22 protein-coding genes are annotated in these 20,785 nt (G+C 36.3%); 14 read left to right on the plus strand and 8 right to left on the minus strand.

Annotated elements, in window-relative coordinates:
* Positions 1 to 54: 54 nt before the first annotated feature.
* Positions 55 to 1,326, plus strand: a complete 1,272-nt coding sequence (locus FG27_RS02065; RefSeq protein WP_231563365.1) for a DUF58 domain-containing protein — start codon at positions 55 to 57, stop codon at positions 1,324 to 1,326.
* Positions 1,327 to 1,556: 230 nt separating this feature from the next.
* Positions 1,557 to 2,513: a LysR family transcriptional regulator gene (locus tag FG27_RS02070; RefSeq protein ID WP_037314863.1), complete on the plus strand. Its 957-nt coding sequence runs from the start codon at positions 1,557 to 1,559 to the stop codon at positions 2,511 to 2,513.
* A gap of 50 nt (positions 2,514 to 2,563) precedes the next feature.
* Here the strand turns inward: FG27_RS02070 and FG27_RS02075 are convergent, their stop codons facing one another.
* The 3 genes from FG27_RS02075 to FG27_RS02085 form a co-directional block, all read right to left on the minus strand.
* Positions 2,564 to 2,761, minus strand: coding sequence for a hypothetical protein (locus FG27_RS02075; protein ID WP_037314866.1), 198 nt, complete (start codon positions 2,759 to 2,761; stop codon positions 2,564 to 2,566).
* A gap of 135 nt (positions 2,762 to 2,896) precedes the next feature.
* Positions 2,897 to 3,697, minus strand: a complete 801-nt coding sequence (locus FG27_RS02080) for a TIGR00266 family protein (protein WP_037314869.1) — start codon at positions 3,695 to 3,697, stop codon at positions 2,897 to 2,899.
* Complete coding sequence (locus FG27_RS02085; protein WP_037314876.1) at positions 3,694 to 4,155, minus strand: DUF4442 domain-containing protein; 462 nt, start codon at positions 4,153 to 4,155, stop codon at positions 3,694 to 3,696. Before FG27_RS02085 ends, FG27_RS02080 begins: the two co-directional genes overlap by 4 nt.
* A gap of 145 nt (positions 4,156 to 4,300) precedes the next feature.
* Here FG27_RS02085 and FG27_RS02090 point away from each other — a divergent pair, with 145 nt between their 5' ends.
* The 8 genes from FG27_RS02090 (at position 4,301) to FG27_RS02120 (ending at position 9,821) form a co-directional block, all read left to right on the plus strand.
* Positions 4,301 to 4,837, plus strand: coding sequence for a DUF4870 domain-containing protein (locus tag FG27_RS02090; RefSeq protein WP_037314878.1), 537 nt, complete (start codon positions 4,301 to 4,303; stop codon positions 4,835 to 4,837).
* Positions 4,834 to 5,178 carry a PadR family transcriptional regulator gene (locus tag FG27_RS02095; protein WP_037314881.1) on the plus strand — a complete coding sequence of 115 codons (345 nt, stop codon included), beginning with the start codon at positions 4,834 to 4,836 and terminating at the stop codon, positions 5,176 to 5,178. The genes FG27_RS02090 and FG27_RS02095 overlap by 4 nt, the downstream gene beginning before the upstream one ends.
* Positions 5,171 to 6,916: a PspC domain-containing protein gene (locus FG27_RS02100; RefSeq protein ID WP_037314882.1), complete on the plus strand. Its 1,746-nt coding sequence runs from the start codon at positions 5,171 to 5,173 to the stop codon at positions 6,914 to 6,916. The genes FG27_RS02095 and FG27_RS02100 overlap by 8 nt, the downstream gene beginning before the upstream one ends.
* Entirely contained in the window at positions 6,913 to 7,056 is a 144-nt protein-coding gene (locus FG27_RS19075) for a hypothetical protein (RefSeq protein ID WP_156101179.1), read from the plus strand. Before FG27_RS02100 ends, FG27_RS19075 begins: the two co-directional genes overlap by 4 nt.
* A gap of 63 nt (positions 7,057 to 7,119) precedes the next feature.
* The gene (locus FG27_RS02105) at positions 7,120 to 7,938 is read left to right on the plus strand and encodes a GIN domain-containing protein (RefSeq protein ID WP_037314890.1); all 819 of its coding nucleotides are present in this window, start codon (positions 7,120 to 7,122) and stop codon (positions 7,936 to 7,938) included.
* Between the two features lie 44 nt (positions 7,939 to 7,982).
* A complete protein-coding gene (locus FG27_RS02110) occupies positions 7,983 to 8,219 on the plus strand; it encodes a hypothetical protein (protein WP_037314892.1) in 237 nt (78 codons plus the stop codon).
* A 115-nt stretch (positions 8,220 to 8,334) separates the two neighbouring features.
* Positions 8,335 to 8,952, plus strand: a complete 618-nt coding sequence (locus tag FG27_RS02115; RefSeq protein ID WP_037314895.1) for an alpha/beta hydrolase — start codon at positions 8,335 to 8,337, stop codon at positions 8,950 to 8,952.
* Between the two features lie 14 nt (positions 8,953 to 8,966).
* On the plus strand, positions 8,967 to 9,821 hold the full coding sequence (locus tag FG27_RS02120) for a pirin family protein (RefSeq protein ID WP_037314897.1): 855 nt from the start codon (positions 8,967 to 8,969) through the stop codon (positions 9,819 to 9,821).
* Between the two features lie 95 nt (positions 9,822 to 9,916).
* Here FG27_RS02120 and rpsA read toward each other — a convergent pair whose 3' ends face one another.
* The 3 genes from rpsA to lon form a co-directional block, all read right to left on the minus strand.
* Positions 9,917 to 11,767 (minus strand): 30S ribosomal protein S1, encoded by a 1,851-nt coding sequence (rpsA, locus tag FG27_RS02125; RefSeq protein ID WP_037314899.1) that lies wholly within the window; start codon positions 11,765 to 11,767, stop codon positions 9,917 to 9,919.
* A gap of 178 nt (positions 11,768 to 11,945) precedes the next feature.
* The gene (gene cmk / locus FG27_RS02130) at positions 11,946 to 12,638 is read right to left on the minus strand and encodes a (d)CMP kinase (RefSeq protein ID WP_037314902.1); all 693 of its coding nucleotides are present in this window, start codon (positions 12,636 to 12,638) and stop codon (positions 11,946 to 11,948) included.
* A gap of 227 nt (positions 12,639 to 12,865) precedes the next feature.
* On the minus strand, positions 12,866 to 15,316 hold the full coding sequence (gene lon, locus FG27_RS02135; RefSeq protein WP_037314904.1) for an endopeptidase La: 2,451 nt from the start codon (positions 15,314 to 15,316) through the stop codon (positions 12,866 to 12,868).
* Positions 15,317 to 15,533: 217 nt separating this feature from the next.
* On the opposite strand from lon, the gene FG27_RS02140 reads away from it, so the two are divergent.
* Genes FG27_RS02140 through FG27_RS02155 form a run of 4 tightly spaced genes read left to right on the plus strand, consistent with a single transcriptional unit; the run spans position 15,534 to position 18,479 of the window.
* Entirely contained in the window at positions 15,534 to 16,088 is a 555-nt protein-coding gene (locus tag FG27_RS02140) for an RNA polymerase sigma factor (RefSeq protein ID WP_037314907.1), read from the plus strand.
* Complete coding sequence (locus tag FG27_RS02145) at positions 16,085 to 16,651, plus strand: hypothetical protein (protein ID WP_037314909.1); 567 nt, start codon at positions 16,085 to 16,087, stop codon at positions 16,649 to 16,651. Before FG27_RS02140 ends, FG27_RS02145 begins: the two co-directional genes overlap by 4 nt.
* Entirely contained in the window at positions 16,635 to 17,720 is a 1,086-nt protein-coding gene (locus FG27_RS02150) for a hypothetical protein (RefSeq protein WP_037314912.1), read from the plus strand. Before FG27_RS02145 ends, FG27_RS02150 begins: the two co-directional genes overlap by 17 nt.
* Before the next feature lie 24 nt (positions 17,721 to 17,744).
* On the plus strand, positions 17,745 to 18,479 hold the full coding sequence (locus FG27_RS02155; protein WP_037314915.1) for a head GIN domain-containing protein: 735 nt from the start codon (positions 17,745 to 17,747) through the stop codon (positions 18,477 to 18,479).
* Between the two features lie 35 nt (positions 18,480 to 18,514).
* Here the strand turns inward: FG27_RS02155 and FG27_RS02160 are convergent, their stop codons facing one another.
* Positions 18,515 to 19,852, minus strand: coding sequence for an MFS transporter (locus tag FG27_RS02160; protein WP_037314918.1), 1,338 nt, complete (start codon positions 19,850 to 19,852; stop codon positions 18,515 to 18,517).
* An 87-nt stretch (positions 19,853 to 19,939) separates the two neighbouring features.
* On the minus strand, positions 19,940 to 20,761 hold the full coding sequence (locus tag FG27_RS02165; RefSeq protein WP_037314921.1) for a M48 family metallopeptidase: 822 nt from the start codon (positions 20,759 to 20,761) through the stop codon (positions 19,940 to 19,942).
* Between the last annotated feature and the right edge of the window lie 24 nt (positions 20,762 to 20,785).

Raw genomic sequence — 20,785 nt, forward strand, 5'->3', positions numbered from 1 at the left:
AACTTCTTTAAATCCTTATATTTAAACCAACGGTTTTTTTATGCGATATCCGGCATCGCTGTGCTTTTTCTATTTTCTTATTTTATTGACTTTCTTTTCGGAATAACCTGGATCTTAAGCCTCCTGCTTTTATTTTTATTTCTTGCCGATTTGGTGAGTCTTTATAAGAAAAACAAGATAAATGCCGAAAGAATACTTCCGCAGAAATTCTCGAATTCCGATGAAAACGAAGTAGAAATAATTCTGGAAAATAATTACGGATTTTCTGTTAATGCTGAAATTATAGATGAAATTCCCATACAATTTCAGAAGCGGGATTTTTTAAAGAAGCTAAAAATTCCAGCCGGTGCTACTGAAAAGTTCAGCTATTTTTTAAGACCGGTGAAGCGCGGTGAATATTTCTTCGGAAAACTGAATATTTACACGTTTACTAAAATTGGATTGGTAAAAAGAAGGTCAGTTTTTGGGAACAAGCAAATGCTAAAAGTATATCCCTCTTTTATCCAAATGAAAAAACTGGATTTTTTAGCTATAGATAACCGTTTATCCCAATCTGGCTTAAAAAAAATACGCCGAATTGGACATACTATGGAATTTGAGCAAATTAAGGAGTACGTGCCGGGAGACGATGTGCGAACCATAAACTGGAAAGCCACCGCCAAACAAGGTGATCTCATGGTGAATCAGTTTCAGGATGAAAAAGCACAGCCAATTTATTCTATAATAGATACCGGCCGAGTGATGAAAATGCCTTTTAATAGCTTGAGTTTACTTGATTATGCAATTAACAGTAGCCTGGCTTTTTCTAATATCGCACTAAAGAAAAAGGATAAAGTTGGTTTAATTTCTTTTTCATCGAAAATTGAAAGTATCCTAAAGGCAAACGCAAAATTGAGCCAGTTGCAACTAATAATGGAACGCCTGTATAATATCAACACGCAATTCCCAGATTCAGATTTTAGTATGCTTTACAGCAATTTGCGTAAAAAAATTACACAGCGGAGCTTACTATTGTTATACACCAATTTTGAGCATATTTCAGCTTTAAAAAGGCAGCTTCCTTATTTAAAAGCAATTAATAAAAAACATGTTTTAGTCGTGATTTTCTTTGAAAATACCGAGATGGATAAAATTGTAGAAAGTAATCCAGATAATACAACAGATATGGCTCACCAGGTAATTGCAGAAAGCTTTGTGCACGATAAAAAACTAATGGCAGCTGAATTGCGAAAACACGGCATTAATACATTACTCACTAAACCCAAAGATTTAAGTATTAATACCATTAATAAGTACCTGGAAATTAAAGCCCGTGGGATACTCTAAATTCCTGAATTTTCAGCACTTCATTCCTCATCAAAGTTTATTCGTTAGTTGAACAAGCATATTACATTGCAAGTTACTTTTTAGACTAGAAAAGAATGCACTTAAAAGTAAGCATGAAATTAATTTTCCGAAGTAAATTCCAGTCAATTTTAAATAGATAAAATCATATTAAATTTAAATTAGAATAGAAAAAACTAATACATTTGTAGTAACAATAAGGCTTCAATTTTATGACTATTACTCAACTGCATTATGTGTTGGCCGTTGCCGAACATAAAAATTTCACTAAAGCAGCGCAAAAGGTTTTTGTAACCCAGCCTACGCTAAGTATGCAAATACAAAAACTGGAAGAAGAACTGGACGTACAGATCTTTGACAGAACAAAAAAACCTATTCAGCTTACTGAAACGGGACAAAAGATCGTGCAACAAGCCAGGAATATTGTAAATGAAAGTGACCGAATTAAAGATATTGTAGATCAACAAAAAGGTTTTGTAGGCGGCGTTTTTAAATTAGGTGTAATTCCAACGGTTATGCCTACTTTATTACCGATGTTTATTAATAATTTTATCAAAAAATATCCTAAAGTAAAGCTCAAGATAGAAGAGTTAAATACCGAAGCTATTATTGAACGTTTGCGAGAAGGACATTTAGACGCTGCGATTGCTGCTACTCCTTTAGAATTACAGGGAATTAAAGAAAGTGTTCTTTACTATGAGCCTTTTGTAGGTTATATTCCAAATATGCACCGACTCCATAATAATGAAAAGATTGAAGTTAATGATCTTGATATTGATGACATGCTGCTCTTAGAAGACGGGCATTGTTTTAAGGATGGAATTATAAACCTCTGTAAATCTTCCAGAAGTTATGATGAAGACCATTTTCAACTGGAAAGCGGAAGTTTTGAAACTTTAATAAAATTGGCCAATGAAGGTCTTGGAATGACGCTTCTACCCTATTTACACACACTGGATATCAAAGATTCTGAAAAGAAAAATTTAAGAATGTTTAAAGATCCTGTACCCGCGAGAGAGGTTAGTCTTATCTACAACCGCAGCGAATTAAAAATGCAAATTATTGAAGCAATAAGAAGTACCATAGCTGGTGTAGTTAAAGGAGCTATTGCTTTTCATAATGTAAATATTATAAGCCCTTTAAACAAGAAAAAAGAGTTTCAGGAATAATGAGAATCAGTGAGATTCAATAAAAAAAGCGGCCCGAAAGCCGCTTTTTTTTATGTATTTAAAAGAATTAAACATTGGTTAAGTTCCGGATTTTGGCGTGTTAAGGCTATTATCCAGATACGAAGTTCCTCTATCTCATGAGGTAAAAGTCGCTGAAGTGCTTTTTTCACTTCTCTGCAAAACAGGCTTGGATCAAAACTGACTTTATCAAGAACAGTTTTGGTGTATTCAAACATCGCTCGCGCCATAATTTGAAGGATTTAAATTAGAAGTTAGTTTATAAAAAGAGTAGAGATTTATAATAGGCTATAGTGTTTTTTAAAACCTCCTAAATATACTAAAATATTCTCGATCCATTTATAATTCACAACTGTTTAACACATCTAAAATCTGCGATCTCCACTAATCACATCTCCCAAACCGCCAAGGATGCTTCCTTCCCCTTTATCTTTGCCTCCACCCTGAGGTGCCGCCTGCCAAATTCGGTTCGCCAATCGGCTAAAAGGTAGGGATTGCACGTACACGGTTCCCGGGCCGGTAAGTGTTGCGAAAAATAATCCTTCACCACCAAAAATGGTATTTTTTATTCCACCTACAAATTCAATATCATAATTTATATCCTGGGTAAACCCAATAATACAACCTGTATCAATTTTCAATTTTTCTCCGGGAGATAATTCTTTTCTAGCCATAGTACCGCCGGCGTGAACAAAAGCCATCCCATCACCTTCCAGCTTTTGCATAATAAAGCCTTCACCACCAAAAAATCCGCGGCCTAGTTTTCTACTAAATTCCATCCCAACTGAAACCCCCTTCGCCGCACACAAAAAAGCATCTTTCTGGCAAATAAATTTGTTGCCATAACGGGTAAGATCTATAGGAATAATTTTACCGGGATAAGGTGAAGCAAAACTAATACGCTTTTTCCCCTGAATTTCATTGCTGAAAATTGTCATAAAAAGGCTTTCCCCGGTAAGTAAACGTTTTCCGGCTCCCAAAACTCTACCCAGAAAACCTTCATTTTCTTTAGAACCATCGCCAAAAATTGTGTCCATTCTAATCCCGTCATCCATCATCATAAAATTGCCTGCTTCAGCAATTACGGCTTCCTTAGGGTCTAGTTCCAATTCTACATATTGCATCTCTTCCCCAAATATCTGGTAATCTATTTCATGTGCATTCATAATTTTTGTTTTGCTCTTATGGTCCATTCAAATTCAAAAACGGCTACCTGCTCGCCGGTTTCGTTTATTCCGGTAGATTTCATCCAAAAGGTTTGTCCTTCTCCGGTTGTAAGAGTTTCTTTTATAGCTTCATCTATTAAATGACCATCGTAACAATAAAAGCTGATCTTTCCTGTAGCTTTTTTGGTGAATTTAGCACGGTTTTGAGCCACTAACATAGAAATCTTTCTATTACATTTCTGAATTTTCCCCATCACTAAAGCTCCGGTACTTAATTCTGCTGCCATAGCCTGCACGGCAAAATACATACTTTTAAAAGGATTCTGATTAATCCAGGTATGCTTTACAGTAACCTTACAGGTATTTTCTTCAAATTCGTTTACCCGAACGCCGCAAAGCCAGGCGCTAGGTAGTTTTAGCATTAGAAATTTATTGAGTTTGCTTTTATTTAATGTCATTATAAAGGGTTTGTTTTTATTAAATGTATTCAATTTAATTAATATGACTTCAGAAATTATTTCATAAAAATATGTTAAATTTTAGTACTATGCTTTGCAAAATACCTTCTTTTAGATATATATTTGTAATATAAATTATTAGGTTATGAACTCAAATATAGTAAAAGAAGAAAAAACACTGGCCACGATCTTACATTTATCGGTCTTTAGCAAGTTTATTATTCCATTTGGGAATTTTATTTTTCCGCTAATATTATGGCTTACTAAAAAGGAAAAACCATTTATAGATGATCACGGCAGAAGAGCAATTAATTTCCAGATTAGTCTCTTTTTATATACCGTTTTGATAGTGGCTACAGGAATTGCTATTATTCTTTTCCAGGCAATACGTTTAGATGCGCAGTTTCCTTTTGTAATAGGACCCGATCAATTTTATATAGACGAAATGGGACAGGCTATTTCTATAGTCATCACTATTACTGTATTTGCCATTCTACTCTCTGCCTTATTTATTCTTGAACTTTTTGCAGTAATAAGCGCGAGTATAAAAGCCAGTAATGGAGAAAATTACTCTTTTCCTTTAAGTATTAATTTTATTGGAAAAAATTCAGATCATCATCATATTAACCATCAACAATCAAAAAATGAACAGTTTAACAACCCTCAAAATCAAACGCTATGAAGATAGAAAACACCAAGGCTCAAATGCGTAAAGGTGTTCTGGAGTACTGTATTCTTTCGGTATTAAAAGACGAAGATGCGTATGTAGCAGAAATACTGGACACCCTTAAAGACGCCAAATTACTGGTGGTTGAAGGCACTATTTATCCTTTATTAACCAGGTTAAAGAATGCAGGATTACTCAGTTATCGCTGGGAAGAATCTAGCAGCGGACCACCAAGAAAATATTATGGCCTTACCGATACCGGCAAACTCTTTCTAAAAGAACTTACCGGTACATGGAACGAACTCCAAACCGCTGTAAATGTTGTAACCAATCAAAAAAACAGGAATCATGAATAAGACAGTAAATATAAACCTTGCCGGTGTATTCTTTCATATAGACGAAGACGCATATGCCAAATTGCAGCACTATCTTGATGCCATAAAACGCTCTTTCACTAATACCCAGGGTAAAGATGAAATTATAGCAGATATTGAAGCTCGTATTGCTGAATTGTTCAATGAGAAGAAAAAAGACGACCGCCAGGTTATCGGCTTGAAAGAAGTTGAAGAAGTAATCGCTATCATGGGGCAACCCGAAGATTATATGGTAGATGAAGAGATCTTTGAAGATGAACCAGAATATACAAAAACCACAAAGTCTTCATCAGGAAAACAATTATTTAGGGATACCGAACATTCTTATGTAGGAGGTGTTTCTTCTGGACTGGGACATTATTTAGGGATAGATTTTATTTGGGTACGTATACTTTGGATATTACTTACCGTTTTTTCCAGTGGTGCGTTTATTCTTATTTACATTGCCCTTTGGATCTTTGTACCAGAAGCTAAAACTACGGCCGATAAACTCGCAATGCGTGGTGAGGAGGTAACCATTAGTAATATTGAAAAAAAGATTCGTGAGGGTTTTGATAATGTTACCGGGAAGGTGAAGGATGTAGATTACCAGAAATACGGTAACCAAGCTAAAACCGGTGCAACCTCTGCAGCTACAGCGATAGGTGATGTCATCACATTTATCTTAAAGGTTTTTGTAAAATTAATTGGAATTCTACTAGTTCTTGTTGCTGGTTCTGCACTCATAGGTCTATTCATTGGAATGTTTACCGTAGGTACATTTGGACTTATAGATGCACCCTGGAGTAGTTATGTAGATATGGCCGTTAGTGGAGCACCACTATGGTTATTATGGCTCTTGAGTTTCTTATTAGTGGGTATCCCCTTTTTCTTCCTATTCATACTAGGATTAAAAATCCTGGTAGGTCGTTTAAGGTCTATTGGAACTCCGGCAAAACTGGTTTTACTGGGACTTTGGTTGTTGGCACTCATCGGTGCGGCGGTAATAGGAATTCAGCAAGCCACCCATCGCGCTTTTGATGGTGAGCAGGTTAATTTAGAAACGCTCCCCATAACAGCAAATGATACGTTATACTTGGGAATGCAGGGAAATTCCAGTTTTTCATCAAGTATTTACAGAAGTACCGATTTTAAAATTAAATATGACGATAATGATCAAAAGGTTCTCTATAGTTCTAATGTTCGTTTAATTGTGAAACCAACCAAAGATTCCCTTGCTAAACTGGAAATAGTAAAGTCGGCGGAAGGTAAAGATTACAAAGAAGCAAAAGAACGTGCTCAAAATATAGATTACGGCACCAGTTTCAGCGGAAATGAATTATTACTGAATAGTTTTTTCATATCAGCCACAAAGTATAAGTACCGTGACCAAAAGGTGAAACTTACTCTATATCTACCCGAGGGAACTACCTTATTTGCTGATGAAAATACCAATAGTTTTCATCGAAATACTGATTATTGGGGAGATATTTTAATAGATGGTGACGAAGAAAAATTCTTAAAGATTACTGAAGATGGAGCCATTTGTGAAGATTGCCCAATTGAGGAATGGGATAGTGAGAGTGAAGATGAATGGAATGAAGATGGGGATTTTAATGCGAGAATTAATTCCGGTGATGAAGAAGTGAATATTCAAATTAATCGGCGAGGTGTAACGGTAGATAAAAAACCGGTAGAAAATAATTATAAAGATGAGAGGAATGAAAATGAGGAGTTATGATACAAATTATCTTACAATTACTGCTGGTAGTCTTTCCGTTAGGAGAGCCAGTGGTTGAAAACGATGACCTGGTTAAAGAATACATAGAATGTCATAAAGTATTAGCCAAAAAATGTGTGGTAGCTACCTACGAATGCTAACCAACTCTTAAAGCCTCCAAAATGGGGGCTTTTTAGTATATTTGTGATAAACACTCATTTTATATGAAAAAAATAATACTCTTACTAAGCATCCTAATGGCTTTTAGCTGTGGCGCAAAAAAAGTAAAAGGAAGCCGAAATGTAACTACTGAAAAAACACGCTTATTAGATTTCCATAGTATAGACATAGCTGGTGATTTTGAAGTAACCCTCAAAAAAGGATCTACCGGAATGATCGAGGTTGAAGCCGATGATAATTTGCACCGTATTATAAGAGGTGAAGTGGTAGACCAGGTTTTATACTTAAAACCGACTAAAAAAATAGGAAAAAGTAAATCTCAGGAAATTACAATTACCTTTCCTGAGAACCTTCAAAACATAACGGTTTCAGAAAATATTGAACTCGCATCAGCCGAGGAACTGTATACAGAAAATCTCAAAATTACAACAGCGGACGACGCTGAAGTTTATCTCACTATAACTGCCACTAAATTTGACCTTTTTAATGGTGGAAAGTCTGATGTAGAATTAAACCTTACTGCAGAAGATGCATATTTTCAATTGAACGAATCTAGTGAGATTAAAGCCCTGGTAAACGCACCAAAATTCAAGGTTGATATTTATGAGAAAGCCAAAGCTAGAATCGAAGGAGAAGTAGACGATTTACAACTACGCTCAGAACATTCTACCAAATTTGATGGTAGAAGATTAACTGCGCGAACCGCAGTCGTAACAGCTGAAGGTAAATCTAAAAACGAGCTTGAAGTACTGGAAACACTCACACTAACTGCTAAAAATAGAAGTGAAATAGAACTTTATGGAAATCCAAAAGTCAATTTGGAAGAATTTTCAGAAAAAGCGGTACTCGCGAAAAAGGATTAATATTTTTCGCTACATTTAATCTACTAATCAAAACACCTTTTACTATGAAAATTGCCTTAAAATCAATATTGCTAATCCTGGCGTTAAGCCTAAGTTTTGTATCCTGTAGAGAACAAGAAGAAGAAAAATCGGAAATTGAACAATTGGCCGAAGAAGAAGATGCAAAAGTTAAAGTGAAGGATAACAAGGTTAAAGTAAAAACTGACGATAAGAAAATCAAGATCAAGGAAGATGACGGCGAAGTGAAGAAAAAAGTAAAAATTGATAATGACGATAACTAATTAGATTAGCACTATCAATTCTCAAAAAGTGAGTCAAATCTAAAAATTGTTTTAAAAGTCCCGTTTTTCGGGACTTTTTTATTGGTATTTAGTATCTTAAATTAAAATTATAGATATGCATAGAAAAGAGATATATACCTCAGGAAAAGAGCTTCGGGAAGCCGAGAAAGTTTTGGTTTTAATTCACGGTCGGGGTGGAAATGCTAAAGAATTCCTCTCGCTGGGCAATCATTTAAACACCACAGATTTTGCCATTCTTGCGCCACAAGCCACCGATTTCACCTGGTACCCAAATTCATTTATGGCTGCGGTTTCCCAAAATGAACCGGAATATTCTTCAGCCATAGCAATTTTAGATGAATTATTAGCCGATATTAAAGAAACAGGAATTGCATCAGAAAATATTTACTTTGCAGGATTCTCCCAGGGAGCTTGCCTAACGCTGGAATTTGTTGCCAGAAATGCTCAAAGATTTGGCGGGGTGGCAGCATTTACCGGAGGTCTAATTGGCGATAAACTTTATACCGAAAATTATTCGGGAGATTTTAATGGAACTCCGATTTTTATAGGTACCGGAGATCCAGATGCTCACGTGCCAGTAAAGCGTGTAGAAGATTCTGCTGAAATTTTAAGGGATATGAATGCAAATGTTGAAGTAAAAGTTTATAAAAACAGACCGCATTCAATTTCTGAAGATGAACTAAATCTAGCCAACAAACACATATTTAACTAGAAGCAATTAATATTATGCGAAGCATTAAAAAAATACATACCGCGGTAAATTCACCCATCGCCGATCTTATAACCTACCGCGCCCTACCAACTAATTCAATAGATCATATAGATCCGTTTTTATTTCTCAATCATCACGGCTACCAGGAATATGCTGAGAATAATAACGGGCTCCCGTTTGGCCCTCACCCCCACCGCGGATTTGAAACGGTTACTTTTATTTTAAAGGGCGATTTAACGCATAAAGACAGTAGCGGGTTTGAAAGTGTGATTAAAGCCGGTGGCGTGCAATGGATGACTGCAGGAAAAGGCCTTATTCACGCTGAAGTTTCTTCAGATGAGTTCAAGAAAAAAGGCGGTGAGCTGGAAATTCTTCAGCTTTGGGTAAACTTGCCGGCAAAACATAAAATGACTGAACCCAATTATACAGGTTTACAAAAAGAAAATATTCCGCAGTTAAGTTTAGATGAAGGGAAAGTAAAATTAGCTGTAGTTTCAGGAAATTGGGAGGATAAAAAAGGTGCTTTTGATCCATTGAATGATATACAGATGGCTACTGTAAATTTTGCTGAAGGCGGTAAATATTCCGTTGAAATCACTTCAGAAAGAAATATTTTCTTCTATGTAGTAAAAGGTAAGGTGAAGGTAAACGGGGAAGAAGCCAAAATTCATAATTTAGTTGAATTCAATAATGAAGGAGACAAAATAGAAATTGAAGCCCTGGAAGAAAGTATTTTGCTTTTAGGCCACGCTGCGCCTTTTAACGAACCAATAGTTGCGCAGGGACCTTTTGTAATGAATAGCCAGGAGGAAATTCAGCAGGCATTTCAGGATTATCAAAACGGTGAGTTTGGAAATTGGAATGGATAATAAGAAATATTCAGTATAAAAAAACCTCCTTAGCGCAAACTAAGGAGGTTTTTATTTATGATAAATTAGGGATTCCCAATTTCGTGGGAATAAAATTACTTCCCTTCCATTTTATCTTTTAAAGCTTGAAGATCTGCATTAACATCACCAATAGTGGTTTTGTCATTGTTTTGCGAAGCTGCTTTTTTAGCGGCTTGCTTAACGATTTGCTGCTCTTCTTCTTTGTGAATAGCCATATGTGAAGCTACCACTCTTTTGAATTCTTTATTGAATTCAATGATCTGAAACTCTGCAGATTCACCTTTAGTTAATTTGTTTCCGTCTTCTTTTTCAAGATGTCTGGTTGGAACAAATGCAGTGATATCTTCGTTAAAGTCTATGGTAGCACCTTTGTCTACGATCTCTGCAATCTCTGCGGTATGTTTAGTACCAACAGCGAACTCAGTTTCGTATTTATCCCAAGGGTTGTCCTCAACCTGCTTGTGACCAAGGCTCAACTTACGACCATCAACGTCTAATTCAAGAACTACAACCTCAAGCTCATCACCTACGTTAGTAAATTCTGATGGGTGCTTGATTTTCTTAGTCCAGGAAAGATCAGAGATATAGATAAGTCCGTCAATTCCTTCTTCTAATTCTACGAATACCCCAAAGTTAGTGAAGTTACGTACAATTCCTTTATGTTTAGAACCAACAGGATATTTAGTAGTAATATCTGTCCATGGGTCTGGAGTTAATTGCTTAATTCCAAGAGACATTTTACGGTCTTCACGATCTAAAGTTAAGATTTGAGCTTCAACCTCATCTCCAACATTTACGAAATCCTGGGCTGAACGCAAGTGCGTGCTCCATGACATTTCAGAAACGTGGATAAGACCTTCAACACCATCGGCAACTTCAATAAATGCACCGTAATCTGCGATTACAACTACTTTACCTTTTACCTTGTCTCCAACCTTAAGGTTTTCGTCAAGAGCTTCCCATGGGTGTTTGCTTAATTGCTTAAGACCAAGTTGGATTCTTGTTTTAGCTTCATCAAAGTCAAGAATTACCACGTTTAGTTTTTGATCAAGTTCAACGATCTCATTTGGATGGTTGATACGAGACCAGCTAAGGTCGGTAATGTGAACAAGTCCGTCAACTCCTCCAAGGTCAACAAATACTCCGTAAGAAGTGATGTTTTTAACAGTACCTTCAAGTACCTGACCTTTTTCAAGCTGACCGATAATTTCTTTCTTCTGTTCTTCGATATCGGCTTCAATAAGCGCTTTGTGAGAAACCACAACGTTTTTGAATTCGTGGTTGATTTTCACAACTTTGAATTCCATTGTTTTTCCAACATAAGCATCGTAATCACGGATAGGCTTCACGTCTATTTGAGAACCTGGCAAGAATGCCTCAATTCCAAATACATCTACGATCATACCACCTTTAGTTCTGCACTTAACAAAACCGTTTACGATAAGACTTTCGTCGTGAGCTTTGTTCACACGATCCCAGGCCTGAATTACACGAGCTTTACGGTGAGAAAGGATTAATTGTCCTGTTGAATCTTCACGAACGTCGATCAAAACCTCAACGTCGTCTCCAACTTTAAGATCTGGATTGTAACGAAATTCGTTAAGGGAAATAACGCCTTCACTTTTTGCGTTAATGTCTATAATTGCATCACGATCTGTAATATTAATTACTTTTCCTGTTACAACTTCGTCATTTAAAGTGTCTACGAAATTCTCTGCAACTAATTTCTCAAATTCTTCTAACTTCTCATCATCAATAGGGTCAATTCCCTCTTCATAATTGTGCCAGTTAAATTCTTCAAGAAATTTCTCAGGGTTTTCCTGTTGCTCAGAAGGAGCAGGTTGCGATGAAGTAGCCATTCCAGCTACCGGTTGAACTTCAAGATTTTCGTCCTGAACGTCCTGGTTTTTTTTGTCTTCAGCCATTGCTGATAAAAAATTTGTATCCTGTATTCTTCGGAAAAATTAAGCAAATAAAACACAGAAGTAGTTATGGTTTTGATTTCCAGCCCCTTTTGAATTTCCGATTCTTCGCCAAAAAGGGCTGCAAAAATACAACTTATTTTTCTTTTCTCAAACCCTAATTAGTTTTAAAACAGAATGCTTAATCTTCAATTTTATCTTTGGCCAGTTTTAATACTTTTTCAAACTGTTCGTCCAGATTCATATCTGAATTATCAATCTCTATAGCATCTTCAGCTTTTACTAAAGGAGAGTCTTCGCGGGTGGTATCCAGGTAATCACGTTCTTTAACGTTAGCAAGTACATCTTCATATTTAACCTCATCTCCACGGCCCTTCAATTCGTCATACCTGCGTTCTGCACGTTTTTCGGTAGAAGCGGTCATAAATAACTTCAAATCGGCGTCAGGAAAAACAACGGTTCCAATATCACGGCCATCCATCACTACTGCTTTATTTTTGCCAATTTCCTGCTGAATTTTAACCAACATTTTTCTTACTTCTGGAATTGCAGCAACTTTACTTACCTGTTGGGAAACTTCCATCAACCTGATTTCCTTTTCAACATTCTCATTATTTAAATGAACTTCTCCATAACCTACCTCTTCATTAAAAACAAAACTGATATTAATAAATGGTAAATGTCTTAAGATGGCCTCCTCGTCAAAATGTGTATCACTAACCAACATTTTACGCATTAGGTATAAAGTCACTGCACGATACATCGCACCGGTATCTACATAAACATAGCCTAGCTCGGCTGCAAGTTGTTTAGCCACTGTACTTTTTCCGGTGGAAGAATACCCGTCTATAGCAATCGTTATTTTCTTACTCATAATTAATTTTCTGTATGGATGGCAAAATTAGGCAAAGCTTTACTTTCCCTGAAACTTTGGCTGTAAATTAAAAAAAGCTGTCTAAAAAGCCTTTTGTTGGACGTCATTCTGTCCCGAAGCTTCAGGATTATTTCAGAATCTAAGAAAATGAGAATTAATCTCATGTTAGAACCTGAAACCAGTTCAGGTTGACGACAACTGGACTTTCCAGACAGCTTCTATATTGATTAAAGCGTCTTGGCGTTTTTCACCTTTTGCTTGGTGATCGCAATATCTATAACCTCACTCATTTCATTTACATAATGAAAGGTAAGTCCTTTTACATAATCTGATTTTATTTCTTTTATATCACGCTCATTCTCTTTACAAAGAATAATCTCTTTGATACGAGCACGTTTAGCGGCAAGAATTTTTTCTTTGATTCCGCCAACTGGAAGCACTTTACCTCTTAAGGTAATTTCTCCAGTCATCGCGATGCTTTTCTTTACTTTGCGTTGCGTAAATAAAGAAACTAAAGAAGTAAGCATTGTAATACCCGCACTAGGACCATCCTTTGGAGTTGCACCTTCCGGCACGTGAATATGAACATTGTATTTTTCAAATATGGAAGGATCTAAACCAAGTTCTTCGGCGTTAGATTTCATATATTCCATCGCAATAGTAGCCGATTCTTTCATTACTTTTCCAAGATTCCCGGTAATATTCAGATTACCTTTTCCTTTAGAAAGTATCGATTCAATAAATAGAATATCTCCTCCAACCTGGGTCCAGGCTAAACCTGTCACCACACCGGCAACTTCATTATTTTCGTATTTATCACGCTCTAATTTAGGACTTCCTAATACTTCAATAATATCTTCATTAGTCACTTTGATATTATATTCTTCTTCCATTGCAATGTTTTTGGCCGCGTGACGCACCATTTTTGCAATTTGTTTTTCCAATCCGCGAACTCCAGATTCTCTTGTATAACCTTCAACAATTTTTTCCAATTGAGGTTTGGCTATTTTTATATGCTCTTTTGTAAGGCCGTGTTCTTTTAATTGCTTAGGAAGCAAGTGCTGCTTCGCAATCTCTACTTTCTCTTCTATGGTATAACCGGTAACGTTTATAATTTCCATACGATCCCTAAGTGCCGGCTGAATGGTACTTAAAGTATTTGCCGTAGCTACAAACATCACTTTAGAAAGGTCAAAGCCCATTTCTAAAAAGTTATCGTGGAACTCACTATTTTGCTCGGGATCCAAAACTTCCAACAATGCTGAAGAAGGATCACCGGCATGCCCCATACTCAATTTATCAATTTCATCTAAAACAAAAACCGGGTTACTAGTCCCTGCTTTTTTAAGCGATTGAATTATTCTACCGGGCATTGCACCGATATAAGTTTTCCTGTGCCCACGTATTTCTGCTTCATCGCGCAATCCCCCAAGAGAAACTCTTACGTATTCACGCCCTAAAGCTTCTGCCATAGATTTACCCAGCGAAGTCTTACCAACCCCAGGGGGTCCATAAAGACAAAGAATTGGAGACTTCATATCATTACGCAGTTTCAATACTGCTAGATATTCTATAATTCGGCGTTTTACATCGTCTAAACCATAGTGGTCACGATCTAAAATTTTCATCGCTCTTTTTAAATCGAATTTATCCTTACTAAATTCATTCCAGGGAAGATCCAGAAATAAATCCAGGTAATTTCGCTGAATAGAATATTCAGCAACCTGAGGGTTCATCCGCTGCATTTTGGAAATTTCCTTATCAAAATGTTTCTGTACTTTTTCGCCCCACTTTTTCTTCTTGGCGCGCAATTTCATTTCTTCTAATTCATCTTCATGAGAAACACCGCCAAGTTCTTCCTGGATGGTTTTCATTTGCTGATGAAGAAAATATTCACGCTGCTGCTGGCTCATATCACTCTGCACCTTACTCTGAATATCGTTTTTAAGTTCCAGTTTCTGAAACTCCATATTCATATGGCGCAAAGTAGCCAGGGCGCGATCTTTAAGATCGTTAGTTTCCAACAATTTCTGCTTGTCTTCTACCGCCAGGTTCATATTAGAAGAAACAAAATTGATAAGAAAAGAAGAGCTTTCTATATTCTTAATAGCAAAAGAAGCTTCACTGGGAATATTAGGACTTCCCTTTATAATTTGTAACGCAAGTTCTTTTATAGAATCTATAATCGCGGGAAATTCTTTATTATCCAATTCTGGTCTGGATTCCGAAACTTCCTTAATACTCGCCGTTAAGTAAGGTTCTTCCTTAACAATCTCATCTATTTCAAATCGTTTTTTCCCCTGAATAATTACTGTAGTATTTCCGTCTGGCATTTTTAGAACCCTAAGAATACGCGCAACAACTCCGGTGGAATAAATATCGTTGGCTGAAGGGTTTTCTACCTCCTCATCTTTTTGAGCAACAACACCAATTATCTTAGAATCATTGTTCGCTTCATTTATCAATTTAATAGAAGTATCTCTTCCAGCAGTAATAGGAATTACTACTCCAGGAAATAATACCGTATTTCTCAAAGGAAGTATAGGCAAAGTTTCGGGCAATTCCTCCCGGTTTATTTCTTCTTCATCTTCAGGGGTCATTAAAGGGATTAAATCGGCATCCTGGTCTATATCCTGCAATGACAAACTGTCAAAACTCGTCAATTTAGTTTTCGTCATAATTTATTTTAAGTCAAACTGTCACAAACAGCTTGAGGTTCTTAATCTTTTCTTTTTCAATAAAGCCTTAAGCCCAGTAATCTAGGCAGCTTTTTGTGCAATTTCATTTAGAAGTAGTCAATTCCTGTGCCACCATCTTTTTCAGATTTTTTTTCTGAAAAGTGTAACAAACCCAAATCAAAGCTATCTTTAGTTATAGAAACAAGATAGTTTTTTATTGACACCAACCATCACACATATTAATGATCTTGTTGCGCGTTGCCGAAAAGGCGATCAGCGTGCACAAATGGAAGTTTACGAACGCTACTATAAAGCAATGTTCAACACTTCCCTACGCATTGTGAACGATACCGCTGAAGCTGAAGACATTATGCAGGAAGCCTTTTTGAAAGCTTTTTCTAAAATAGATAGTTTTCAGGGAACTGCAACTTTTGGCGCGTGGCTAAAAAGAATTGTGGTAAACCTAAGTATTAATGCCTTTAATAAAAAAATAAAATTAAACGAAGTTGCCTATAATGATGAACTAAAAAATGAAGTTGACGAAAGCGAAGGAATTATTCTCGAAGAAGATTCTAAAAACGAAAAAATAAACAAAGTTTTAAAGGCGCTCAATTCACTCAAGGAAAATTACCGGGTTGCCCTAAACCTCCACCTAATTGAAGGTTACGATTACGAAGAGATTAGTGAAATCCTGAATATGTCTTACGCCAATTGTAGAACTACAATTTCAAGAGGTAAAGAAAGTCTAAGAAAAAATTTGCAAAAATTATGAAAAACGATAATATAGACGAGCTTTTTAAAGAGCTGGACTTTGATAATAAAGAGCCCATTGCGGGACACAAAGCCAGGTTTTTAGAAAAATTGGAAAATCAGAATAGGCAAAAGAAAAATAATGGTTTTAGTGGTTATAAAAGAAGTTTATTGGCACCAATGCTTTCGGTAGCTGCCATTCTCGCGATAGCATTTATGGTTTTTGCCGGTTTATTTAACGAGAATTCACGGGAAAACTATGGGGATTTAGCCAGCGTTTCCCCTGAAATGAAAGAAACCCAACAATTTTATACGCAATTAATAAAAACTGAACTAGCATCCCTAAAGGCTGAAGAAACCCCAGAAACCCAGGCAATTGTTGATGATGCACTCTCCCAGCTAGAAAAACTGGAAAGTGAATATGATAAATTGAAAGAAGATCTTAAAAATAGTGGGCAGGATAAAAGAGTTATTTATGCGATGATCTCTAATTTTCAGCAACGAATAGATCTCTTAAACGAAGTGCTTGCTCATATAGAAAATATTAAAACCCTAAAAAATCAAAGCGATGAAAACTATATTTAAAATACTTATTGTCACCCTACTTACCCCCGCCCTAAGTTATTGCCATGGCGATCTGGATGGTAAACATACCAAAGAGAAAAAAGTCACAAAATCTTACAATGTAAGCGCTACAGATATGCTAACTATTGATAACAGTTATGGAAATGTAGATATCTCAACCTGGGATCAAAATAAAGTTGTGATAGAGGTGAATATTAAAACCAATGGTGACGATGAGGAAAAAGTACAACAAAAACTGGACGAAATTCATATTGAATTCAATCAAACTTCTTCTGGAGTAATTGCAAAAACCCATTTTAATAAAGAAGAAAAATCCTGGTGGAGCTCCCTATTTGGAAGTTCCAATAATGTGAATATGCAAATCAACTATGTAATTAAAGCACCAGAAAAACATAGTGTAGATATTGAAAATGATTATGGCGGAGTTTATATAGACCGCCTTCTGGGCAATGCGAAAATAAGTTGCGATTACGGTAAAATTGATATTGGAGAATTACGCGGAAATTCTAACCTGCTTAATTTTGATTACACTAGAAACAGCCATATTGGTTATGTGAAGAATGCTGAAATAAATGCTGACTATAGTAGTTTTGAAATTGAAGAAGCAGAAAAAATCTATTTAAATGCAGACTATTCTGATTCGAAAATTAAAAAAGTTACCGAAATAGAATTCAACACAGATTATGGTAGCATAAACATAGAAAAAGCTAAAAAAATTGTAGGAAATGCTGATTATTTAAGTACTAAAATAGGTCGTGTTTTTGAATCCCTGGAACTTAACCTGGACTACGGTTCAGCCACTATAGATAAAATTATTAAAGGAACCCGAAATGTGAATATTACTACCGATTATGCAGGAGTGAAAATTGGCTATGACCGGGAACATGACTTTAATTTTTCAATAAAAACATCCTATGGAAATGCCAAAGGCATAGATGAATTAGAAATAAAGAAACGCCACGACCAAAATACCAGTAAGTTTTTTGAGGGTTATCATCTTAATCAAAATAGCTCAAACACTATTAATATCAATACCAGTTACGGAAATGTAACTTTTAATAAACAATAAATTATCAATCAATAAACTTTAATCATGAAAAAACTAACACTAATTATCGCTGCATTATTTATCGCTTCAGTTCCTGCACAAGCCCAGTGGTGGGGCAGTAATGAAACTGTAAAGGGAAATGGAGAAATGACTTCAGAGAATAGAAATACGGGGGATTATGACGAAATATCGCTGGTTGGGTCTATGGATGTGGAACTTGTTGCCGGCACCGAAGGCAATCTTATTATTGAAGCCGAAAGTAACCTGCAGGAATACATTACCACAGAAATTAATGGCAAGACTTTAAAAATATCAGTAGAAAAAGGTTACAATCTTAAACCTTCAAGAAATAATGGAATAAAAGTTACTGTTCCATTCAAAGAGCTGGAAGGCGTTCAGGTAACCGGTTCAGGTGATCTTTGGAATTCAGATCCAATAAAAGCCAGGAATTTCAGTACTAAAGTTACCGGGTCTGGTGATATAAAATTAAACCTTGAAGTAGAGAATCTGGAAGGTGCTGTTACAGGGTCTGGTGATACTGAATTAAGAGGAAAAGCCAGGAATTTTGACTGTAAAGTAACCGGTTCTGGCGATTTTAAAGCCTATGACCTAAGAGCTGAAAATGTAGAGGCTACAGTAATGGGCTCTGGAGATATTCAAATTTCAGCTAGTAAAAAGTTGAAAGCCCAGGTTATGGGTTCAGGAGATATAAAATATAAAGGAAATCCAGAAAACCAGGATTTCAAAACTTCGGGATCAGGTTCAATTTCTTCCAATTAAAATTCCGAAGAAATAATAGTGAAAAGGAAAAAATATTAAATCCTGTCTCTAGAGATGGGATTTTTTATGGGTACCCGCATCAATAAAATTACCCCTGCAATAAAAAAGATTACCAAAAATAAGATTGAATTTCTTACGCTTCCGGTTATTTGAGCAACAATACCATAAAGAAACATTCCTATTACAATTCCTATTTTTTCGGCTACATCGTAGAAACTAAAGTAACTCGCAGTGTCTATCGCATTTTTAGGAAGCATTTTAGAATAGGTAGAACGGGATAGTGATTGTATACCCCCCATCACCAATCCTACTGAAGCCGCCGCAACATAAAACTGCTGCGGACTAACGATAAAATAAGCATACCCACATATCGCGATCCAAATTAAGTTTATAAAAATCAAGATTTTGATATTCCCAAATTTTACGGCCAGTCTTGATGTTAATGTTGCTCCTGCAATTGCTACAAGTTGAATTAATAAAATACTTATTATTAAACCGGTAGTAGCATCCTGGTCCCCCCATTCTAATTCTTCTATACCAAAGTAAGTAGCTACCAACATTATGGTTTGCACCGCCATACTATAAACAAAAAAAGCTCCCAGGTAACGTTTTAATTGAATATTGTGCTTTAGCGTGATCCATATTCCACGAAGTTCCCTAAATCCGTTGAAAAGAACATTCCTGGTAAAAGCGGCTTTTTTATTTCCTTTCGGTAAATAAGCATAGGTATATTGGCTAAAACCAATCCACCAAACTCCGGTTAAAACAAATGATAAGCGGGTAGGAAAAGCTTCACTTTCAAAACCAAACATTTCATAATTTAAGATCATTACCAGACAAACAACCAGAAGAATTACACTCCCAATATAACCCAGTGAAAATCCCTGTGCGCTAACTTTATCCTGCTGATCTTGAAAAGCAATATCTGGAAGATAGGAATTATAAAAAACCAAACTCGCCCAAAACCCAACTAAGGCCAGGAAATAACATAATAAACCAAACCATAAATATTCAAGGTTGAACCAAAAAAGTCCGATACAAGAAATTGCACCCAGGTAACAGAAGAATTTCAGGAAATTCTTTTTATTGCCAACATAATCTGCGATTCCAGATAAAAAAGGACTCAAAACTGAAACTACCAAAAAAGCTGATGCAGTGACATAACTTATCAAAGAATCGTTATTTAACCTGAAGCCTAAAAATTCTACGGTATCATCTATAATTTTCCCATCCTCATCTTTTACAATAGTTAAGGCTCCATAAAAAATCGGGAAAATCGCTGAGGCAATTACCAGACTATAAACCGAATTGGCCCAGTCATAAAAAGCCCAGGCATGTAAAAGTTTTTTATGCCCTTTGGGAAGTTTACTCATTGATTAGGGGTATTATTCCAGAGCCCTAAAATAGGAAAAGCTGCCTTAAAAGACAGCTTTTCGATATAATTTAAAAGTTAAGCGTTTTTATTGAAAACTGGTAACTCCATATTTCTTAGCTTCTGCTTTCGCTTCAGGAGCCCATTGCTGCAAGTTATTGATCCTTGTTTGATTTGAAGGGTGAGTACTTAAAAACTCTGGTGGTGCCTGGCCATTACTGGCAGCAGCCATTCTTTCCCATAGTTTAGAAGCTTCATCTGGATCATAACCGGCAATAGCCATTAAAGTTAAGCCAATTCTATCGGCCTCTGTTTCGTGGCTTCGGCTAAATGGTAACATTACCCCCACCTGTGTACCTAATCCATAAGCCTGGGCAAAAATTTGTTGAGTTTCCTGGCTTCTACCACTTACTGCCACAGAACCTGCAACGGCCCCAAGTTGTTGCAACTGTGCAGCACTCATTCTTTGCGCGCCATGATCTGCCAATGCGTGAGCTATTTCGTGAGCCATAACTACTGCCACCCCTGTTTCGCTTTCAGCTACGGGTAAAATACCTGTAAAGAAAACTATTTTTCCACCGGGCATAGCAAAGGCGTTTATTGCTTCATCTTTTACAAGGTTATACTCCCATCTAAAATCCTCTAAAAAACCCTGGTAACCGTTGGCATTTAAATATCTTTCAGCTGCAGTTTCAATTTTATTCCCTGTACGCTGAATCATCTGTGCTTCAGCAGTACCGGTTACTACTTCATTTTGAGATAAAAACTGGTCGTATTGCTGAAAAGACGAAGGAAATAACTGGTCATTTGAAACGAAATTCAAATTCCTTTCCCCTGTAAAAGGATTGGTTTTACAACTCACAATAAGTAGTAAAACGGCAATCACACTAATTGTTTTTTTAAGTTTCATGATTATTGGTTTAGTTTTGTTAAA

This window comes from Salegentibacter sp. Hel_I_6 (assembly GCF_000745315.1).
Classification (GTDB): domain Bacteria; phylum Bacteroidota; class Bacteroidia; order Flavobacteriales; family Flavobacteriaceae; genus Salegentibacter.